The sequence below is a fragment of the Micromonospora sp. NPDC005299 genome (assembly GCF_042872345.1).
Lineage (GTDB): Bacteria > Actinomycetota > Actinomycetes > Mycobacteriales > Micromonosporaceae > Micromonospora.
This window is the reverse complement of sequence record NZ_JBIAKG010000001.1, coordinates 438,324-457,088: the sequence shown is the minus strand read 5'-3', so window position 1 is coordinate 457,088 and position 18,765 is coordinate 438,324. Positions and strand designations below refer to the sequence as shown.

The following is an 18,765-nucleotide window of genomic DNA, read 5'->3' as shown; positions in this document are numbered from 1 at the left end:
GGCGCGACACAGAGGTGGCTGTGCATTACCGCACACCGTGCACCCGCTCGGTTGCCGCCGGTTCCCATCTCGTTAGGCTGCGGCAAATGGCCTGTCTCATCTGATGACAGGCGTCAAACTGATTTTCCAACGCTGGTGGCGGCGCGACGGCGCGCCGCGGAGACGGGACGGGACGCGCAAACGTGGACCTGTACGAGTACCAGGGGCGGGACCTGTTCGAGCGGCACGGGTTGCCCGTGCTCGCCGGCGGCGTCGCCACTACCCCGGAGGAGGCCCGTGCGATCGCCGAGCGCCTCGGCGGCCGGGTTGTCGTCAAGGCGCAGGTGAAGGTCGGCGGCCGCGGCAAGGCGGGCGGCGTGAAGCTGGCCGAGGGCGCGGAGGAGACGGTGGCCCGCGCCACCGACATCCTCGGCATGGACATCAAGGGTCACACGGTCCACAAGGTCATGATCACGGTGACCGCGGACGTGGCCGAGGAGTACTACTTCTCGTACCTGCTCGACCGGGCGAACCGCACCTTCCTCTGCATCGCCAGCGTGGCCGGCGGCATGGACATCGAGCAGGTCGCCGCCGAGACCCCCGAGAAGGTCGTCAAGGCCCCGATCGACGCCAACACCGGCGTGGACGAGGCGAAGGCGCGGGAGATCGTCAGCGCGGCCGGCTTCCCGGCTGAGATCGCCGACCAGGTGGTCGAGGTCGCGGTCAAGCTGTGGCAGGCGTTCGTCGCCGAGGACGCCACGCTGGTCGAGGTGAACCCGCTGGCCACGACCAAGGACGGCAAGCTGCTGCTGCTGGACGCCAAGGTCACCCTCGACGAGAACGCCGCGTTCCGGCACCCGGACCACGAGGCACTGGTCGACCAGGCGTCGGTGGACCCGCTGGAGCAGGCCGCCAAGGAGAAGGACCTCAACTACGTCAAGCTCGACGGCGAGGTCGGCATCATCGGCAACGGCGCGGGCCTGGTCATGTCCACCCTCGACGTGGTCGCGTACGCCGGTGAGCGGCACGGCGGCGTCAAGCCGGCCAACTTCCTCGACATCGGCGGCGGCGCGAGCGCCGAGGTGATGGCGAACGGCCTGGAGATCGTCCTCTCCGACCCGTCGGTGAAGAGCGTCTTCGTCAACGTTTTCGGCGGCATCACCGCCTGCGACGCGGTCGCCAACGGCATCGTGCAGGCGCTGGCGCTGCTCGAGCAGCGCGGCGAGAAGGCCACCAAGCCGCTCGTCGTGCGCCTCGACGGCAACAACGCCGAGGCCGGTCGGGCGATCCTCGACGGCGCGAACAACCCGCTGATCCAGCGGGTCGACACCATGGACGGCGCGGCCGAGCGGGCCGCCGAGCTGGCAGCTGCGGGGGTCTGACAATGGCTATCTGGCTGACCAAGGACTCCAAGGTCATCGTGCAGGGGATGACCGGTTCCGAGGGTTCCAAGCACACCCGGCGGATGCTCGCCGCCGGCACCAACGTCGTCGGCGGCGTCAACCCGCGCAAGGCGGGCCAGAAGGTCGACTTCGACGGCACCGAGCTGCCGGTGTTCGCGTCCGTCGCGGACGCCATGAAGGAGACCGGGGCGGACGTCACGGTCATCTTCGTGCCGCCGCAGTTCACCAAGGCCGCGGTGGTCGAGGCGATCGACGCCGGCATCGAGCTGGCCGTGGTGATCACCGAGGGCGTGCCGGTGCACGACACCGCCGCGTTCTGGGCGTACAACGTGGCCCAGGGTGAGCGGACCCGGATCATCGGCCCGAACTGCCCGGGCATCGCCTCGCCGGGCGCGTCCAACGCCGGCATCATCCCGGCCGACATCACCGGCTCCGGCCGGATCGGCCTGGTCAGCAAGAGCGGCACGCTGACCTACCAGATGATGTACGAGCTGCGGGACATCGGCTTCTCCACCTGCGTCGGCATCGGCGGTGACCCGATCATCGGCACCACCCACATCGACGCCCTGGCCGCCTTCGAGGCGGACCCGGAGACCGACGCGATCGTCATGATCGGTGAGATCGGTGGCGACGCCGAGGAGCGGGCGGCCGAGTTCATCAAGGCCAACGTCACCAAGCCGGTGGTCGGCTACATCGCCGGCTTCACCGCCCCGCCCGGCAAGACCATGGGCCACGCCGGCGCGATCATCTCCGGCTCGGCGGGCACCGCCGACGCCAAGAAGGCGGCGCTGGAGGCGGTCGGCGTGAAGGTCGGCAAGACCCCGACCGAGACCGCCAAGCTGATGCGGGAGATCATGTCCGGCCGCTGAGCGGTCTTGTGACGTGCCGAGGGGGTCGACCGGGTCCGGTCGACCCCCTCAAGCTTTCTACCGGTACCAGTAGGGGGTGTAGTAGTTGCCCCGGGCCTGGATGATGGCGCTGGCGACGATGTTGATGACGCCGAACGCGATGGCCAGCCAGCCGAGCAGCGGGGACTTGCCGAAACGCTTCGCGTCCCGGATCGACAGGTAGCCGAAGACGATGCCCAGGATGCCGCAGCAGAGCAGGCCGGTGATGATCCCCAGGACGCCCCAGAGGGTGGTCCGGTCCCGGCCGGCGGCCGGTGGCGGCGGGGGCGGCGGATACGGAGCGTTCACGGCTTCCTCCGAGCGGTCTGTGCCGCGACAGGAAAGGTCGCGTCCTGGGCCGAGGCTAGACCGGATCCGGGCCGTCGAGCCGGTGGATCAGGGAACTCGCCGCGGTCCCGGGGCGGTATCGGACTGCCGTCGCCCGCGCGGCATGCCAGAGTAGAGCCGATGTCACGCGTCACCCCTGACCAGCCCCGCCACCCCGCCGCCGAGGTCGCCGCCGACGCCCGGCCGACCGGCCGCGCCCGGCGGGCGCCGCGGGTGCCCGCGCCCCGGTCGGGCGAGCCGCCGCGCGGCCGGGCCCCGCTGCCCGTCGCCGCCGGGGTGGCGGCCCTCTGGGCCGCCGTGACGTCGTGGCTGCCGGTCACCCTGGTGCTCGGTCTGGTCCAGCTCAGCGAGGACGCCGGCTCGCTGCCCGGCGCGCTGCGCGCCGGCCTGGTCGGCTGGCTGCTCGGGCACGGCGTGCCGCTGGAGACCTCCGCCGGGCCGCTCGGCCTGGCGCCGCTCGCCCTGACCGCGCTGGCCTTCTGGCGGCTCACCCGCGCCGGGGTGCACGTCAGCCGGGCCGTCGGCGCCCGGGGCAACCGCTCGCCCGGGCAGGCGCTCACCGTCGCGGTCGCCGTCGGCATCGCGTACGCGCTGCTCGGCGCCCTCGCCGCGATCGCGGTCGGCGCGGGCGGGCTGCGGGTGTCCCCACTCCGGGCCGGGCTGACCTTCGCGGTCCTCGGCGGGCTCGCCGCCCTGGTCGGCGCGCTGCGGACTACCGGTGTCTGGGTCCTGCTGGCCCGCCGTGCCCCGGCGGCGCTGCGCGACGGGGTGCGCACCGGGCTGGTCGCCGGCCTGCTGCTGCTCGGCGCGGGCGCCGGGGCGGCCGGGCTGGCCGTGGCCACCGGGGGCGGCGACGCGGCGGACATGATCGGGGCGTACCGGACCGGGGTGGCCGGTCAGGGGGGCATCACGCTGGTCAGCCTCGCGTATGCGCCGAACGCCACCGTCTGGTCGGCCAGTTACCTGCTCGGTCCCGGGTTCGCCGTCGGCACCGACACCGCCGTGCGGACCAGCGAGGTCTCCGTCGGCGCGCTGCCGGCCGTACCGTTGCTGGCCGGCCTGCCGCGCGGGCCGGTGGACGGGCTGGGCGCCGCGCTGCTCGCGGTGCCGGTGCTGGCCGCGATGGCGGCCGGCTGGCTGCTGGCCCGGCGGCTGCTACGGGTCGCGGCCGAGGACCGCGCGCCGGTCGGCTGGTCCACCCTGCTGGTTCCGGCGGCGCTCGCCGGCCCCGTCGCGGGGCTGCTGCTGGGCCTGGCCGCGGCGGCCTCCGGCGGCCCGCTCGGCGGCGGCCGGCTGGCCGAGATCGGCCCGGCGGCGTGGCCGGTGGCGGGCGTGGCCACCCTGGTGGTCGCCGTCGGCGCGCTCCTCGGCGCCGCGGCCGGCCGGAGCCTCACCCGCACCCCCACCCCGTCGCGTCCCACCGCCCCGCCCCGCCGCGCCGACCACTGACCGGCGCGCCGGGAACGGCGGCGGGGGCGACCGGCGGTGCCGGACGCCCCCTCGTGGAGCCGGTTCAGGAACCGAGGTTGCCCAGGTTGATCGCGGCGCCGGCGATGGCGTTGATGATGCCGATGATCACGCCGATGCCGCCGCAGATGAGGGCGGCCTTGGCCTGGCCGGCGTTGTTCGCCTCGCCCGCCTGGACCTTCTTCTGGCCCAGCACGCCGAGCACGACGCCGGCGATGCCGGCCGGGATGCCGATGATCGGGCAGCAGAGGCCGAGCACGATCGAGGCGATACCGGCGATCATGCCGATCAGGCCGAGCGTGTTGTTCTGGCCGCCCTGGCCGGTCGGGTAGCCGGCCTGCGGGTACTGGGGCGCGGCGCCGTACGGCTGCTGCTGCGCGTACGGGTCCTGGCCGTAGGGCTGGCCGGAGGTCGGCTGCCCGTACGGCTGGCCCGAGGTCGGCTGCTGCCCGTACTGGGGTGCCTGCGGCGGCTGGGCGTACGGGTCCTGCCCGTACGGCTGGCCCGAGGTGGGCTGCTGCCCGTACTGCGGGGCCTGCGGCTGCTGGCCGTACGGGTCGTACTGGGGGGAGGTCGGGTCCTGGTTCGGCTGCTGGCCGTGCGGGTCCTGACCGGGGTAACCGGGCTGCATCTGCGGAGCGCTCCTCAAACTGGGGGTCGACGGTCCATGGTCGGGTTATTGCCGCTCATCATTCCGCCCGGACACGGGACGCCGCGGCACACGGGCCCGGGACCAAGGTCACGATGCCGACGCCCGGCCGGGCGTACGCACGGCACCGGGCGACGGCAGCGTATCGTGTCGGCGCCACGAGGGAGATCACCAGCGGCGGCGCCGCCCGAGCGTCGGACGCCCCGTCCAGCCCGATAGGGTTGCCGCGTGACCGAGCCCGCGTCCGTCGCCCGCCTCGTCGTCCTCGTCTCCGGCTCCGGCAGCAACCTCCAGGCGTTGCTGGACGCCGCCGCCGACCCCGCGTACGGGGCCCGGGTGGTGGCCGTGGGCGCCGACCGCGACGGGATCGCCGGCCTGGATCGGGCCGCCGCGGCCGACGTGCCGTCCTTCGTCGAGCGGCTGAAGGACCACCCGACCCGCGAGGACTGGGACAAGGCGCTCACCGCCCGGGTCGCCGAGCACCGGCCGGACCTGGTCATCAGCGCCGGCTTCCTCAAGCTCGTCGGCCCGCAGTTCCTGGCCGCGTTCGGGGACCGCTACCTGAACACGCACAACACCCTGCTGCCGGCGTTCCCCGGCATCCACGGCCCGCGGGACGCGCTGGCGTACGGCGTGAAGGTCACCGGGGCCACCCTGTTCTTCGTCGACGCCGGGATGGACACCGGCCCGATCGTCGCCCAGGTCGCCGTGCCGGTGCGGGACGACGACGACGAGGAGACGCTCACCGAGCGCATCAAGGCCGCCGAGCGGCGCCAGCTCGTCGAGCAGGTCGGTCGGCTGGTCCGTGAAGGTTGGACGATCACCGGTAGAAAGGTCACCGTTCCGTGAGTGCCACTGAGGACGTCCGCCGCCCGATCAAGCGGGCGCTGGTCAGCGTCTACGACAAGACCGGCCTGGTCGAGCTGGCCCGGGCCCTGCACGAGGCGGGGGTGGAGATCGTCTCGACCGGCAGCACCGCGTCGACGATCTCCGGCGCGGGCGTGCCGGTGACCCCGGTCGAGCAGGTGACCGGTTTCCCGGAGATCCTCGACGGCCGGGTGAAGACGCTGCACCCGAAGATCCACGGCGGCCTCCTCGCCGACCTGCGCAAGGACGCGCACGCCGCCCAGCTCGACGAGCACGGCATCGCCGGCATCGACCTGCTGGTCTCCAACCTCTATCCGTTCCAGGCCACGGTCGCCTCCGGCGCGAGCCAGGACGAGTGCGTCGAGCAGATCGACATCGGCGGTCCGGCGATGGTCCGGGCCGCGGCGAAGAACCACGCCTCGGTGGCCGTGGTGACCGACCCGGCGGCGTATCCGGCGCTGCGGGCCGCGCTGGCGGAGGGCGGCTTCACCCTGGCCCAGCGCCGGGCGCTGGCCGCCCGCGCGTTCGCCGACATCGCCGACTACGACGTGGCCGTCGCCGAGTGGTTCGCCCGGGAGCTGGCGCCGGCCGCCGACGGGTGGCCGGCGTTCGCCGGGCTGGCGCTGCGCCGCCAGGCGGTGCTGCGCTACGGCGAGAACCCGCACCAGGCGGCCGCCCTCTACGCCGACCCGGCCAGCCCGGCGGGCCTGGCCCAGGCCGAGCAGCTGCACGGCAAGGAGATGTCCTACAACAACTACGTCGACGCCGACGCCGCCTGGCGGGCCGCGAACGACTTCCCCGAGCAGCCGGCGGTGGCGATCATCAAGCACGCCAACCCGTGCGGCATCGCGGTCGGGTCGGACGTGGCCGAGGCGCACCGCCGGGCGCACGCCTGCGACCCGGTGTCCGCGTACGGCGGGGTGATCGCGGTCAACCGGCCGGTCTCGGTGGAGCTGGCCCGGCAGGTCGCGGAGATCTTCACCGAGGTGCTGGTGGCGCCCGGCTTCGACGAGGGCGCCCTGGAGGTCCTCCGGGCGAAGAAGAACATCCGTCTGCTGCGGGCTCCCGAGTTCGATCCGCTGCCGGCCGAGTGGCGACAGGTCACCGGCGGCGTGCTGGTGCAGCTGCGGGACCGGATCGACGCCGGGGGCGACGACCCGGCGAACTGGACGCTGGCCACCGGCGAGGCGGCCGACGAGGCCACCCTCCGTGACCTGGCGTTCGCCTGGCGGGCGGTCCGGGCGGTGAAGAGCAACGCGATCCTGCTGGCCCGGGAGGGCGCCACCGTCGGCGTCGGGATGGGCCAGGTCAACCGGGTCGATTCGGCGCAGCTCGCGGTGAGCCGGGCCGGCGCCGAGCGGGCCCGCGGCTCGGTCTGCGCCTCGGACGCGTTCTTCCCGTTCGCCGACGGCCCGAAGATCCTCATCGAGGCCGGGGTCCGGGCGATCGTCCAGCCCGGTGGCTCGATCCGCGACGAGGAGACCATCGCCGCCTGCAAGGAGGCCGGGGTGACCATGTACCTCACCGGCACCCGGCACTTCTTCCACTGATCCCGGACCCGGAACGGGGGCGCGGCCGACCGGCCGTGCCCCCGTTTCACATTGTGTCGGTCCACGTCGGAGCGCTGTCACGTCGAGGCGGCTGACCAGCCGAAAGTACGACCGCCGCACCATTGCCTGAGCGCAAAAGTTGTTGCTAGCGTGGGTCCGGCAAGCGATCGATCCTCCCCGTTGTCTCCCGCTGGCCGGCGGTGAACCGCCCGCCGGAGTTGCCCCCCTCGCCCGACAGGTATGCCCATGCGCGTGCTCGACCGGTTGACCGCCGTCGTCGTCGCGCTGGCGTTCGTCCTGGCCGGCCTGGGCGCTCCCGCCTGTACGGAGACCCTCGAACCCGGCGCGGTGGGGACCTTCACGCACCGGTCGATCGTCCACGACGGACCCGCGCACCTCGCGCCCGGCCATGCTTCGTCGGAGCTGCGGACGGAGTTCTCCGGCGGACCCTGCGGTGACCACCGCGCCGGGGTCGCCTCCGGCGACGGACCGGACGATGTCCTCCCGGCCGCGCCGCCGCGGGTCGGCACGCCCCCGCCGACGACCGCCGCGACCGGCTACCGGCAGCCGGCCGTCCCGTTGCCGCCGCGCGGCACCCTGCCCGCCCGGGCCCCACCGGCCGTCGCCTGACCTTCCCCGCGCACCCGAACGCCGCGAGGGTCGAGGCCACCCCCGGACCCGCTGGGTCCGTTCACGACAGCGCCACGGTCGCCATCGGCAGCCGTGGTTTCCTCCCGGGCCACGCGCCCGGGCCCCCTGAATCCTGGAGGATTCACATGTCCACATTCCGCTGGCGCAAGCCGGCGACAATCGCGGGCGCGCTGGTGCTCACCGCCGCGCTCGGTGGCGTGGTCGCCACCAACCACGAGGTGCGGGAGGCGCTCGGCCTGGCCGAGGAGCCCGGCGCCAACATGCCCTGGCACCCCAGGGAGTTCATGGAGATGGCGGCCGGGGAAGACTCGGCCGAGGCCGGTGAGGAGGCCTTCGAGGCCCGCACCATCGCCGAGCAGTTCGCCCAGGCCCGCTACGCGCCGGGCATCGTCGCGCCGGGCGCGTACGCCAACGCTGTCAGCCAGCTCAACGCGATGGCGGCGACCAAGGGCACCTGGCGCGAGGTCACAAAGATCAAGTATGACGGCGACGACCCGCGCTACCGCGACTACGCGTCCAACTCCTCCGGGGGTGCCGGCCTGGTCACCGGCCGGATCACCGGCCTCGCGTCGGACAACAGCGGCCACGTGTACGCGGCCGGCGCGGACGGCGGCGTGTGGCGTTCCTCGATCGGCGGCGGGAGCTGGACGCCGATCACGGACGCGCTGCCCACGCTGTCCAGCGGCGACGTCGTGCTCGCCGCCGACGGTTCGCTGTGGTACGCCAGCGGCGAGGGGAACACCGGCGGCACCTCGTACGTCGGCGCCGGCGTCTACCGGCTGGGCAACCCGACGTCCGGCACCTTCAAGCCGACCGACCGGGTCGGCGGGACCGAGCTGGAGAGCACGGTCATCAACAAGCTGCGCTTCTTCGACGGCAAGGTCTGGGTCGCCACCAACCGGGGCCTGTTCTCGCACGCGATGAGCAGCACCTCGGGCGCCTGGAAGCTGGAGTTCGCGCCGAACCCGAGCTACCTGCCGGGCGGGGCGAACGCGGGCGACGCGAACGCCGCGTACAAGAACATCGTCAACGACGTGGCCCAGGACCCGCGCAAACCGAAGCACGTGGTGGCTGCCTCGGCCTGGCGCTCCGGCGACACCTACAACGGCTTCTACGACACCGCCGACTACACCGCGGGCGGCTGGACGAAGGTCAACCCGACCGGCGCCATGCCGGCCGACGACATCGGCTACGTGACGTTCGCCTTCTCCGCCGACGGCGGCAAGCTGTACGCGATCAACCAGTCGCCGCGGCTGCTCAACAAGCCGGCCGGCAACGTGAACAGCTACCTGGACGGCATCTACGTCTCCAACACCGGCAACCCGGCCGGCCCCTGGAACAAGATCGCCGACTCGTCGAAGCTGGGCAACTCCGGCTCGGCGCTCAAGCAGACGGTGATGGGCAAGGGCTACGGTCCGGGCATCCAGGCCTGGTACAACCAGTTCCTGGCGGTGGACCCGGCCAACCCGAAACACGTCTGGGCGGGCCTGGAGGAGGTCTACGAGTCGACCGACGCCGGTGCCAACTGGAAGACCGTCGGCCCGTACTGGAACTTCAACTTCTCCTGCTGGAACATCCACGACGCCCAGAACACCTGCAACAAGACCACCCACTCCGACCAGCACTCGGTGGCCGTGGGCAACGGCTTCGTCTACGTCGGCAACGACGGCGGCGTCTACCGGCGGCCGATCAACGGAAAGACCGACAAGGACGGGCACGCCACCGACTGGCAGAGCCTCAACGACGGGACCATCGACGCCCTTCAGTACTACTCGGTGGCGCTGGGCAAGGACCCGGCCAGGGCCGGCACCGTCGTATCCGGCGGCCTGCAGGACAACGGCGCCTCGATCCTGCGCCCCGGCGACAGCCAGATGGGCTCGCACTTCGGCGGTGACGGCGGCGACTCCCAGGCCGATCCGGCCAACGGCTGCCGGCAGGTCCAGGAGTACACCAACCTGGCCATGCGGGTGACCGAGAACTGCAACGCCAACACCGGTTCGGGCACGCCGGCGGACTCCACCTCGCGGGACATCCAGCCGTACACCTCGTCGCCGGGCGACGAGCTGGCCCGGTTCATCGCGCCGTTCGCGCCCGACGACCACGACGCGAACGTCTGGGTCGCCGGTGGCCAGCACGTCTGGGCGAACACCAAGGGCTACTCGATACAGAACGGCAAGGGCTGGACCAACGTGTTCGACCTGGGCGCCGGTCGCACCGCCACCTCGGTGGCGGTCTCCGGCGGCACGGCGTACGTCGGCTGGTGCGGCCCGTGCAACAACGCCGGCTTCGCCCGCGGCCTCGCGGTCGGCAAGGTCACCGACCCGTCGAGCTGGCACCAGGTCGCCTTGCCGGGCGACTTCCCCAACCGGTTCCTCCAGGGCGTCGGGATCGACCCGGCGAACCCGTCGCACGCCTACCTCGCAGTGAACGGCTTCTCCCGCCGGTTCACCGAGGGGCCGGGCGCCGGCTTCGGTCACGTCTTCGAGACCAGCGACGCGGGCGCGACCTGGAAGGACGTCTCGGCGAACCTGCCGGACGTGCCGGCCAGCTCGATCAAGGAGCTGTCCAACGGCGGTCTGGTGCTCGCCACCGACCTGGCCACGTTCTACCGCGCCCCCGGCGCCACCGACTGGCAGCGGCTCGGCGCCGGCCTGCCGCTGACCGTCGGGATGGACGTCGAGTACAACGCGGCCGACAACTCGGTCTACGTCGCGACCCACGGCCGCGGCATCTGGGCGTTCGACCTCGCCCAGCTCTGACCGGGCACCCCGTGCGGAGGCCCCGTCCCCCCTTCCTCCGGGGGACGGGGCCTCCGTCGTGCTCAGGGTCAGGCGCCGGGACGTACCTCGGCGAAGTGGCAGGCAGAGGGGTGCGGGTCGGCCGCCCGGCGCACCGCGAGCGGCTCCTGGGTGGCGCAGACCTCCTGCGCCTTCCAGCAGCGGGTGCGGAACCGGCAGCCCGAGGGCGGGTCGGCCGGGCTGGGTACGTCACCGGTGAGCCGGATGATGGTCCGGTCCTCGCGCGCGTCCGGGTCGGGCACCGGCACCGCGGAGAGCAGCGCCTGGGTGTACGGGTGGGTGGCCCGCTCGTAGATCTCCTCCTCGGTGCCGATCTCCACGATCTTGCCGAGGTACATGACCGCCACGCGGTCCGAGATGTGCCGGACCACCGACAGGTCGTGCGCGATGAAGATGTACGACAGCCCGAACTCGTCCTGGAGCTGCTCCAGCAGGTTGATGACCTGCGCCTGGATGGAGACGTCCAGGGCGGAGACCGGCTCGTCGCATACGATGATCTCCGGGCGCAGGGCTAGCGCGCGGGCGATGCCGATGCGCTGCCGCTGGCCGCCGGAGAACTGGTGCGGGTAGCGGTTGATGTGCTCGGGGTTGAGGCCGACCACGTCCAGCAGCTCCTGCACCCGCCGCCGCCTGCTGCCCTTCGGCGCCGCCTCCGGGTGGATCTGGAACGGCTCGCCGATGATGTCGCCGACCGTCATCCGCGGGTTCAGCGAGGTGTACGGGTCCTGCATCACCATCTGCATGTTGCGGCGCAGCCGGCGCAGCTCGGATCCGGACGCCTTCAACAGGTCCCGGCCCTCCAGGGTGGCCCGGCCAGCGGTCGGCGTCTCCAGGCGCATGAGCAGCCGGGCCAGCGTCGACTTGCCGCAGCCGGACTCGCCGACCACGCCGAGCGTCTCGCCGCGGCGCAGCTCGAAGCTGACCCCGTCGACCGCCTTGACCGCGCCGATCTGCTTCTGGAACAGCACGCCCCGGTTGATCGGGAAGTGCTTCACCAGGTTGTCGACGGAGAGGATGGTCTCGCCGCGGACCTTGGTCGGGCTAGCGGGCGCTGTCATCACGGACCTCCTGCGCGAAGTGGCACGCGCTGGTCCGGCCGTCGCCGAGGACCAGGTCGTGCGGCACCACGTCCACGCAGACCTGCTGCACGTACGGGCACCGGGGGTGGAACGGGCAACCGGAGGGGATCCGCATCAGGTTCGGCGGCAACCCCTTGATCGTCGACAACGCCTGGCCGCGGACGTCCATGCGCGGGATCGACTCCAGCAAACCCTTGGTGTACGGGTGGGCGGGCGCCCGGTACAGCGAGCGCACGTCGGCGTGCTCGACGATCCGGCCGGCGTACATGACGGCGATCCGGTCCGCGACGCCGGCGACCACGCCGAGGTCGTGGGTGATCAGGATCATCGCCATGTTGAGGTCGCGGCGCAGGTCGGCCAGGAGGTCCATGATCTGGGCCTGCACGGTGACGTCGAGCGCCGTCGTCGGTTCGTCGGCGATCAGCACCTTCGGGTCCAGGGCGAGCGCCATGGCGATCATGACGCGCTGCCGCATGCCGCCGGAGAACTGGTGCGGGTAGTCGCCGAGCCGCTTCGCCGCGGCCGGGATCTTCACCAGGTCCATCAGCTCGACGGCCCGTCGGCGGGCGTCGGCCCGGGACATCCCCTCGCGTTGGCGCAGCGTCTCGCCGATCTGCCAGCCGACCGGGAAGACCGGGTTCAACGCGGAGAGCGCGTCCTGGAAGATCATCCCGATCTCCTTGCCGCGCACCTGCCGGCGCTGCTCCTCGGACTGGGTCAGCAGGTCCCGACCCTGGTAGAGGATCTGGCCGGAGCGGACGTGCGCCGGGGGCGTGTCCAGGATGCCCATGATCGCCTGGGCGGTGACCGACTTGCCGGAGCCGGACTCGCCGAGCACGGACAGGGTCTCGCCCGCGTCGAGGTGGTAGGTCACCCCGTTGATCACCTTGGCCACGCCCTCGGTCGTGCGGAACTCGACGTGCAGGTCCCGTACCTCGAGCAGGTGGCCGCCCGGCGGAGTGGGGGAGGCCGGCGTGGGCTGGACAGCGGACTGGGTCATGAGGGTCTCACCGCAGCTTCGGGTCGAAGGCGTCGCGGATCGCGTCGCCCAGCATGATGAAGGCGAGCACGGTCAGCGCGAGGAAGGCCGAGGGGACGATCAGCGGGGTCGCCGACTCCCGCATGTGGATGCGGCCGGTGTCGATGTCCTGGCCCCAGGAGATGGTCGGGGCCTTCAGGCCGATGCCGAGGAAGCTCAGCGTCGCCTCGGCGGCGATGAACGAGCCGAGCGCGATGGTGAGCACCACGATCGCCGGGGCGAGCGCGTTCGGCAGGATGTGCCGCCACATGATCCGGCCGTTGCGGGCGCCGAGCATCCGGGCCGCGGAGACGTAGTCCTGCTCCTTGGCGGTGATCACCGAGGAGCGGATCACCCGGGCCGCGGTGGTCCAGCCGAGCACCGCCAGCACGAAGATCACCGCGAACAGCCGGACGTTGTCGCTGCTGGTGCTCAGCCGCTTGAGCAGCACGATCGCGGCGAGCAGCAGCGGGATGCCGAGCACGATGTCGATCACGCGGGACAGCACCGCGTCCACCCAGCCGCCGAAGTAGCCGGCGAGCATGCCGACGACCAGCGCGATCACGCCGGTGGCCAGCGCGGCGAGGGCACCTACCAGCAGCGAGGCCCGGGTGCCGTAGACCGCCCGGGCGTAGACGTCGCAGCCCTGGAAGTCGTACCCGAAGATGGCCCCGCCGGACGGCCCGGCGTGCTGCCGGGAGAGCAGGCAGTCACGCGGGTCGTTGGCGGTGAACAGCGACGGCACGGCGGCCATCGCGGTGATCAGCACGACCAGGCCCAGGCTGATCCAGAAGATCGGGTTGCGGCGCAGGTCCCGCCAGGCGTCGCCGGCCAGGCTGCGCGGCTTCTGCGGTGCGCCGACCTGGTTGGGTGTCCCCGGCTCGCCGGCGACGCCCCGCCGCGCGGCCTGGTTCTCCGTGGCCGCCACCGTTTCGAAGTCACTCATGCCCGCACCTCGCTCCGCTCGGCGCGGCCACGAGCGACCCAGCACACCGCGTTGATGATTCGTTCGCTGCGCTCACTCATAGCGGATCCTCGGGTCGAGTACGGCGTACAGGACGTCCACCACCAGGTTGGAGAGCAGATAGACCACGACGAGCACGCTGACGATGCCGACCACCAGCGGGCCGTCCTCGGTGCGGATGCCGCGGAAGAGGTTGAAGCCCACGCCGGGGATGTTGAACACGCCCTCGGTGATGATCGCGCCGCTCATCAGGTTGCCCAGCTCGACGCCGAGGAAGGTGACCACCGGGATGAGCGAGTTGCGCAGCACGTGGACGCTGACGATGCGCCGCTTGACCAGGCCCTTCGACCGGGCGGTCCGGACGTAGTCGGCGCGCAGGTTCTCCGCCACCGAGGTGCGGGTCAGCCGCAGGGCGGTGGCCAGCGACAGCGAGCCGAGCACGATGCCGGGCAGCAGTAGCGCGTAGAGGCTCGGTTGGGCCCCGGCGGTGGCCGGGAAGAGCTGCCACTTGACGCCGAGGAAGTACTGCGCGAGCGGTGCCAGGACGATGGTCGGGATGCCCAGCACCAGCAGGGTGAGCACCAGCGTCGAGTTGTCGAAGATGCCCGCCCGACGGATGCCGGCGATCACGCCGGCAGTGACGCCGAAGACGATGGCCACGGCGAGCGCGATGAGCGCCAGCCGCACCGTGACCGGCCAGGCCTGCTGAAGGATGTCGCCGATCTGCCGACCGGTGAGCGACTGGCCCAGGTCGCCCTGGAGCAGGTTCTTGACGTAGTCGAGGTAACGGTAGAAGAAGCCGCCCACGCCGGTCTGGTCCAGGTGGTACTTCTGCGTCAGATATGCCCGCTGGGCTGCCGTCACCGGCCGCTCCCCGGCGAGGGCCTGGATCGGGTCGCCCTGCCCGGCGAACATCAGCGCGTAGACGATCAGCGTGGTCCCGAAGAACGCGAGGACCATCTGCAGGAGGCGCCGCAGGATAAAGCGGAACATGCTTGCCAGTCTCTCCGGAAAAGCGCGAAAGGTGCGCTGGATGACATTCTGGCGCACCGCAAGTTGGCGACCGGGTGCCAGCGGCCCGGGCCGCCACGTGCTCCGGGCCACCCGGGTCGCCCCGGGTGGCCCGTGCCGCGGTCAGCTCAGCTGGCCGCCTCGATCTTGACGAGGTTGACCCGCTGGAACAGGTCCATCTGGACGTTCTTGACCTTGCTGGAGTGCCCGTACACGTTCTCGCCGAAGCGGAGCGGGATCACCGGCATGTCCTTGGCCAGGATGTCCTCGGCCTGCTGGTACTTCTTGAGCGCCTCTTCCTGGGTGGGCGCGGCCGAGCCCTCCTTGACCAGGCGGTCGAACTCCGGGTTGCTGTAGCCGTAGTAGTTCGACGAACCGTTGGTGCTGTACAGCGGGCCGAGGTAGTCCTCCATGGACGGGTAGTCCATGACCCAGCCCATCCGGAACAGGCCCACCGGCTGCTTCTTCTCGACCTTGGTCAGCAGGTCGGCGAACTTCGGCTCGGCCGAGCCGACGCAGTCGACGCCCAGGTTGGCCTTGAGCTGGTTGCAGGTCGCGTCGACCCAGTCCTTGTGACCGCCGTCCCCGTTGTAGGAGATGGTGATCTTCGACGGGCCGCCGGCGGCCTGGTAGAGCTTCTTGGCCTCGGTCGGGTTGAACTGACCGGCGGCACCCGTGGTGTTGTCCCGGTAGCCCGGCAGGACCGGCGAGACGAACGAGCGGGCCGACTGCTGCGAACCCTTGAAGATCGACTTGGTGATCTCGTCACGGTCGATCGCCATCGAGATCGCCTTGCGCACGTCCGGCTTGCTGTAGTCCTTCTCGAAGGTGGGGAAGGCCAGGAACTGGAACGACGACATCGGGCTGGTCTGGTAGTTGTCGCCCAGGTCGCTCGGCGCGGTGCTCAGGTTCTCGGTCGGGATCGTCGGCAGCACGTCGAGGTTGTCCGACTGCAGGTCCGAGTACGCCGCGGTGAGCTGCTGGTAGACCCGGAACTCGACGTCCTTCACCTGGGGCTTCTCGCCCGGGTACGCGTCGAAGCGCTCGACATCAAGCTTGCTGTCGTGCTGCCAGGTGCCCTTCATCTTGAACGGACCCTGGCCGATCGGCGCCTGCTCGTACGAGTCGTTGAGCACGCCCGGCGCGGAGAACGCGGCCTTCGGCAGCGGGTAGAACGCGGTGTAGCCGAGCATGGACTTGAAGTCGATGTACGCCTCGGAGAGCGTCACCTGGAAGGTCAGGTCGTCCAGCTTCTTCAGGCCGGACATCGTCTTGGCCTTCGGCTTGTCGCCCTGCAGGTCCTGGTAGCCCGCGATCTTCTCGAAGAAGTAGCTGGCGCCCTGGCCGTTGGGCGCGTACGCGCCGTAGTTCCAGGCGTTGATGTAGTCCTCGGACGTGACCTTCTCGCCGTTGTGGAAGGTGAACCCGTCCTTGAGCTTGATCGTCCAAACCTTGTTGTTGTCGGACGGCGTCACCGACTGGGCCGCGACCTCATACGGCTTGTTCTGCGCGTCGTAGTCGACGAGCGGGCTGAACAGGCCGGCGAGCACCTGCGAGCCGGACGTTTCGGTGGTGTTGGTCGGAACCAGGTGCTGCGGCTCGGAAATCTGGATACTGACCGCCGCATCCTGGCCGCTACCGCTCGATCCGCTGTTCCCGCCGCTGCCGCAGGCCGCCAGGCCCAGCGTCACCACGAGCGGGAGGGCGGTCCAGGCGGCGAGTCTACGAACTCGCATGAACTCTCCTCATCTCCTCACGCTGCGCAAGCAGGCCCGGCGCTGGGTAACACTGCGCAACGAGCGGTAACGGTAGGTCGCGAACGCCCCGATCGACAACGAGAGCGTTGCGAACCGATAACGGAACGTGCCGGCGGGGGTTGTCGTCGCCGGACCGGCCTGCTAAGGAAATGCCCTGCATGCGGGCTGGTCAGGGCTTTTCTGTCGCCCGGCCACGCCGTGTGGCCGGGTCGCGGCCTGCCCGGGTGGATGTGCCGACGCTGTCCGGGCCGTCCGGTCCCGCGCCGACTGTCCGTCCCGGCGGGTGGCGCAGTCCACATTTGGTGACTCTCGGTGACTTAACCCACGTCACGGATCGTCACCCTTCGCCGTCGTCGGCCCGGCGGGCGCGGGGCGTGAGACGATCCATTCGTGACGGCGACCATCCTGGACGGCAAGGCGACCGCGGCGGAGATCAAAGACGAGTTGCGGACACGGGTCAAGGCGCTGGCGGAGCGCGGCATCACCCCCGGGCTCGGCACGGTCCTGGTGGGCGAGGACCCGGGCTCCCAGGCGTACGTCAACGGCAAGCACCGCGACTGCGCCGAGGTGGGCATCGCCTCGATCCGTCGTGAGCTGCCGGCCGACGCGACCCAGGATCAACTCGACGCGGTGCTGACCGAGCTGAACGCCGACCCGGGCTGCCACGGCTACATCGTCCAGCTGCCGCTCCCGGCCCACCTGGACACGCAGCGGGCGCTGGAGATGATCGACCCGGACAAGGACGCCGACGGCCTGCACCCGGTCAACCTGGGCCGGCTGGTGCTCGGCTACGACGCCCCGCTGCCCTGTACCCCGCGCGGCATCGTCGAGCTGCTCCGCCGGCACGACGTGCCGCTGCGCGGCGCGAAGGTCGCGCTGGTCGGCCGGGGCAACACCGTGGGCCGGCCGCTCGGCCTGCTGCTCACCCGGCGCAGTGAGAACGCCACCGTGACCCTCTGCCACACCGGCACCCTGGACCTCGCCGCGCAGACCCGCGAGGCCGACGTCGTCATCGTCGCGGCCGGCGTGCCGGGGCTGCTCACCGCCGACATGGTCAACCCGGGCGCGACCGTGGTGGACGTCGGCATCACCCGGGTGATCGGGGCCGACGGCAAGGGGCGCTACACGGGCGACGTCGACCCGGAGGTGGCCGGGGTGGCCGGCAAGCTGGTGCCGATGCCGGGCGGGGTCGGCCCGATGACCCGGGCCATGCTGCTGACCAACGTCGTCGAGCGGGCCGAGCGGCAGGACTGAGCCGCCCAGGCACGTCATAACCGTCCGCCCCTGGCCCGATCGGTGCCAGGATGGCTGATACGGTCCGGAAAACCGACTGGTATCAGGGGAGTGGGACGACCATGGGTAAGAAGGTCACTGTCGTCGGGGCCGGCTTCTACGGCTCCACCACCGCACAGCGCCTGGCCGAGTACGACGTCTTCGACACCGTCGTGATCACCGACATCGTGGAGGGCAAGCCGGCGGGTCTCGCGCTGGACCTCAACCAGTCGCGCGCGGTCGAGGGCTTCGAGACCAAGGTCGTCGGCGTCACCACCGGGCCGAACGGCGAGGGCTACGAGGCCATCGAGGGTTCCGACGTCGTCGTCATCACCGCCGGCCTGCCCCGCAAGCCGGGCATGAGCCGGATGGACCTGCTGGCGACCAACGCCAAGATCGTCCGCCAGGTCGCCGAGAACGTCGCCAAGTACGCCCCGAACGCCGTCGTCATCGTCGTCTCCAACCCGCTCGACGAGATGACCGCGCTGGCCCAGCTCGCCACCCAGTTCCCGAAGAACCGGGTGCTCGGCCAGGCCGGCATGCTCGACACCGCCCGGTTCACCAACTTCGTGGCCGAGGCGCTCAACGTACCGGTGAAGTCGGTGAAGACCCTGACCCTGGGCTCGCACGGCGACACCATGGTGCCGGTCCCGTCGAAGAGCACGGTGGACGGCAAGCCGCTGCGCGAGGCCATGCCGGCCGAGCAGATCGAGGAGCTGGTCGTCAAGACCCGCAACGGTGGCGCCGAGGTCGTCGCGCTGCTGAAGACCGGCTCGGCGTACTACGCCCCGTCGGCCGCCGCCGCCCGGATGGCCAAGGCCGTCGCCGAGGACTCCGGCGACGTCATGCCGGTCTGCGCCTGGGTCGACGGGCAGTACGGCATCTCCGGCGTCTACCTGGGCGTCGAGGCCGAGATCGGCGCCGAGGGCGTCAAGCGGGTCGTCGAGACCGACCTGGACGCCGACGAGCTGGCCGCCCTCAAGGAGGCCGCCGAGGCCGTCCGCGCGAAGCAGGCCGACGTCGCCAACATGTGACCTGAGAACCACCGCCGAAGGGCGGGCCGGC

16 protein-coding genes are annotated in these 18,765 nt (G+C 71.4%); 9 read left to right on the top strand and 7 right to left on the bottom strand.

Annotation, left to right across the window (positions count from 1 at the left end):
- The first annotated feature begins 182 nt into the window (after nt 1–182).
- Entirely contained in the window at nt 183–1,361 is a 1,179-nt protein-coding gene (gene sucC, locus ACFYPD_RS02185) for an ADP-forming succinate--CoA ligase subunit beta (protein WP_387107823.1), read from the top strand.
- A gap of 2 nt (nt 1,362–1,363) precedes the next feature.
- Nucleotides 1,364–2,251, top strand: coding sequence for a succinate--CoA ligase subunit alpha (gene sucD / locus ACFYPD_RS02180; protein ID WP_387107821.1), 888 nt, complete (start codon nt 1,364–1,366; stop codon nt 2,249–2,251).
- 57 nt (nt 2,252–2,308) lie between these two features.
- Here sucD and ACFYPD_RS02175 read toward each other — a convergent pair whose 3' ends face one another.
- Nucleotides 2,309–2,578, bottom strand: a complete 270-nt coding sequence (locus ACFYPD_RS02175) for a DUF4190 domain-containing protein (RefSeq protein ID WP_387107818.1) — start codon at nt 2,576–2,578, stop codon at nt 2,309–2,311.
- Nucleotides 2,579–2,737: 159 nt separating this feature from the next.
- Here ACFYPD_RS02175 and ACFYPD_RS02170 point away from each other — a divergent pair, with 159 nt between their 5' ends.
- Nucleotides 2,738–4,066, top strand: a complete 1,329-nt coding sequence (locus ACFYPD_RS02170) for a DUF6350 family protein (RefSeq protein WP_387107817.1) — start codon at nt 2,738–2,740, stop codon at nt 4,064–4,066.
- 64 nt (nt 4,067–4,130) lie between these two features.
- Here the strand turns inward: ACFYPD_RS02170 and ACFYPD_RS02165 are convergent, their stop codons facing one another.
- On the bottom strand, nt 4,131–4,715 hold the full coding sequence (locus ACFYPD_RS02165) for a hypothetical protein (RefSeq protein ID WP_387107814.1): 585 nt from the start codon (nt 4,713–4,715) through the stop codon (nt 4,131–4,133).
- A gap of 246 nt (nt 4,716–4,961) precedes the next feature.
- Here ACFYPD_RS02165 and purN point away from each other — a divergent pair, with 246 nt between their 5' ends.
- The 4 genes from purN (at nt 4,962) to ACFYPD_RS02145 (ending at nt 10,560) form a co-directional block, all read left to right on the top strand.
- Complete coding sequence (gene purN / locus ACFYPD_RS02160) at nt 4,962–5,582, top strand: phosphoribosylglycinamide formyltransferase (RefSeq protein WP_387107813.1); 621 nt, start codon at nt 4,962–4,964, stop codon at nt 5,580–5,582.
- Nucleotides 5,579–7,150: a bifunctional phosphoribosylaminoimidazolecarboxamide formyltransferase/IMP cyclohydrolase gene (gene purH, locus ACFYPD_RS02155; protein WP_387107812.1), complete on the top strand. Its 1,572-nt coding sequence runs from the start codon at nt 5,579–5,581 to the stop codon at nt 7,148–7,150. The genes purN and purH overlap by 4 nt, the downstream gene beginning before the upstream one ends.
- 246 nt (nt 7,151–7,396) lie before the next feature.
- Entirely contained in the window at nt 7,397–7,780 is a 384-nt protein-coding gene (locus tag ACFYPD_RS02150) for a hypothetical protein (RefSeq protein ID WP_387107811.1), read from the top strand.
- A 146-nt stretch (nt 7,781–7,926) separates the two neighbouring features.
- Entirely contained in the window at nt 7,927–10,560 is a 2,634-nt protein-coding gene (locus tag ACFYPD_RS02145; protein ID WP_387107810.1) for a glycosyl hydrolase, read from the top strand.
- A 68-nt stretch (nt 10,561–10,628) separates the two neighbouring features.
- Here the strand turns inward: ACFYPD_RS02145 and ACFYPD_RS02140 are convergent, their stop codons facing one another.
- The 5 genes from ACFYPD_RS02140 to ACFYPD_RS02120 all read right to left on the bottom strand — a co-directional run bounded on the left by ACFYPD_RS02140 (nt 10,629) and on the right by ACFYPD_RS02120 (nt 16,407).
- Entirely contained in the window at nt 10,629–11,657 is a 1,029-nt protein-coding gene (locus tag ACFYPD_RS02140; protein WP_387107808.1) for an ABC transporter ATP-binding protein, read from the bottom strand.
- Nucleotides 11,641–12,678, bottom strand: coding sequence for an ABC transporter ATP-binding protein (locus ACFYPD_RS02135; protein ID WP_387107805.1), 1,038 nt, complete (start codon nt 12,676–12,678; stop codon nt 11,641–11,643). The genes ACFYPD_RS02140 and ACFYPD_RS02135 overlap by 17 nt, the downstream gene beginning before the upstream one ends.
- A gap of 7 nt (nt 12,679–12,685) precedes the next feature.
- Complete coding sequence (locus ACFYPD_RS02130) at nt 12,686–13,642, bottom strand: ABC transporter permease (protein WP_387107804.1); 957 nt, start codon at nt 13,640–13,642, stop codon at nt 12,686–12,688.
- 72 nt (nt 13,643–13,714) lie between these two features.
- Complete coding sequence (locus ACFYPD_RS02125; protein ID WP_387107802.1) at nt 13,715–14,653, bottom strand: ABC transporter permease; 939 nt, start codon at nt 14,651–14,653, stop codon at nt 13,715–13,717.
- Between the two features lie 146 nt (nt 14,654–14,799).
- The gene (locus tag ACFYPD_RS02120; RefSeq protein WP_387107800.1) at nt 14,800–16,407 is read right to left on the bottom strand and encodes an ABC transporter substrate-binding protein; all 1,608 of its coding nucleotides are present in this window, start codon (nt 16,405–16,407) and stop codon (nt 14,800–14,802) included.
- A gap of 411 nt (nt 16,408–16,818) precedes the next feature.
- Here ACFYPD_RS02120 and ACFYPD_RS02115 point away from each other — a divergent pair, with 411 nt between their 5' ends.
- Both ACFYPD_RS02115 and mdh read left to right on the top strand, forming a co-directional pair.
- Complete coding sequence (locus ACFYPD_RS02115) at nt 16,819–17,682, top strand: bifunctional methylenetetrahydrofolate dehydrogenase/methenyltetrahydrofolate cyclohydrolase (protein WP_387107798.1); 864 nt, start codon at nt 16,819–16,821, stop codon at nt 17,680–17,682.
- 101 nt (nt 17,683–17,783) lie between these two features.
- The gene (mdh, locus tag ACFYPD_RS02110; RefSeq protein WP_387107796.1) at nt 17,784–18,734 is read left to right on the top strand and encodes a malate dehydrogenase; all 951 of its coding nucleotides are present in this window, start codon (nt 17,784–17,786) and stop codon (nt 18,732–18,734) included.
- Nucleotides 18,735–18,765: the final 31 nt, after the last annotated feature.

Coding starts and splice junctions, on each gene's coding strand:
- sucD (WP_387107821.1), top strand. CDS start 1,364: ATGGCTATCTGGCTGACCAAGGACTCCAAGGTCATCGTGCAGGGGATG.
- ACFYPD_RS02170 (WP_387107817.1), top strand. CDS start 2,738: ATGTCACGCGTCACCCCTGACCAGCCCCGCCACCCCGCCGCCGAGGTC.
- ACFYPD_RS02165 (WP_387107814.1), bottom strand. CDS start 4,715: ATGCAGCCCGGTTACCCCGGTCAGGACCCGCACGGCCAGCAGCCGAAC.
- ACFYPD_RS02150 (WP_387107811.1), top strand. CDS start 7,397: ATGCGCGTGCTCGACCGGTTGACCGCCGTCGTCGTCGCGCTGGCGTTC.
- ACFYPD_RS02145 (WP_387107810.1), top strand. CDS start 7,927: ATGTCCACATTCCGCTGGCGCAAGCCGGCGACAATCGCGGGCGCGCTG.
- ACFYPD_RS02140 (WP_387107808.1), bottom strand. CDS start 11,657: ATGACAGCGCCCGCTAGCCCGACCAAGGTCCGCGGCGAGACCATCCTC.
- ACFYPD_RS02135 (WP_387107805.1), bottom strand. CDS start 12,678: ATGACCCAGTCCGCTGTCCAGCCCACGCCGGCCTCCCCCACTCCGCCG.
- ACFYPD_RS02130 (WP_387107804.1), bottom strand. CDS start 13,642: ATGAGTGACTTCGAAACGGTGGCGGCCACGGAGAACCAGGCCGCGCGG.
- ACFYPD_RS02125 (WP_387107802.1), bottom strand. CDS start 14,653: ATGTTCCGCTTTATCCTGCGGCGCCTCCTGCAGATGGTCCTCGCGTTC.
- ACFYPD_RS02120 (WP_387107800.1), bottom strand. CDS start 16,407: ATGCGAGTTCGTAGACTCGCCGCCTGGACCGCCCTCCCGCTCGTGGTG.
- mdh (WP_387107796.1), top strand. CDS start 17,784: ATGGGTAAGAAGGTCACTGTCGTCGGGGCCGGCTTCTACGGCTCCACC.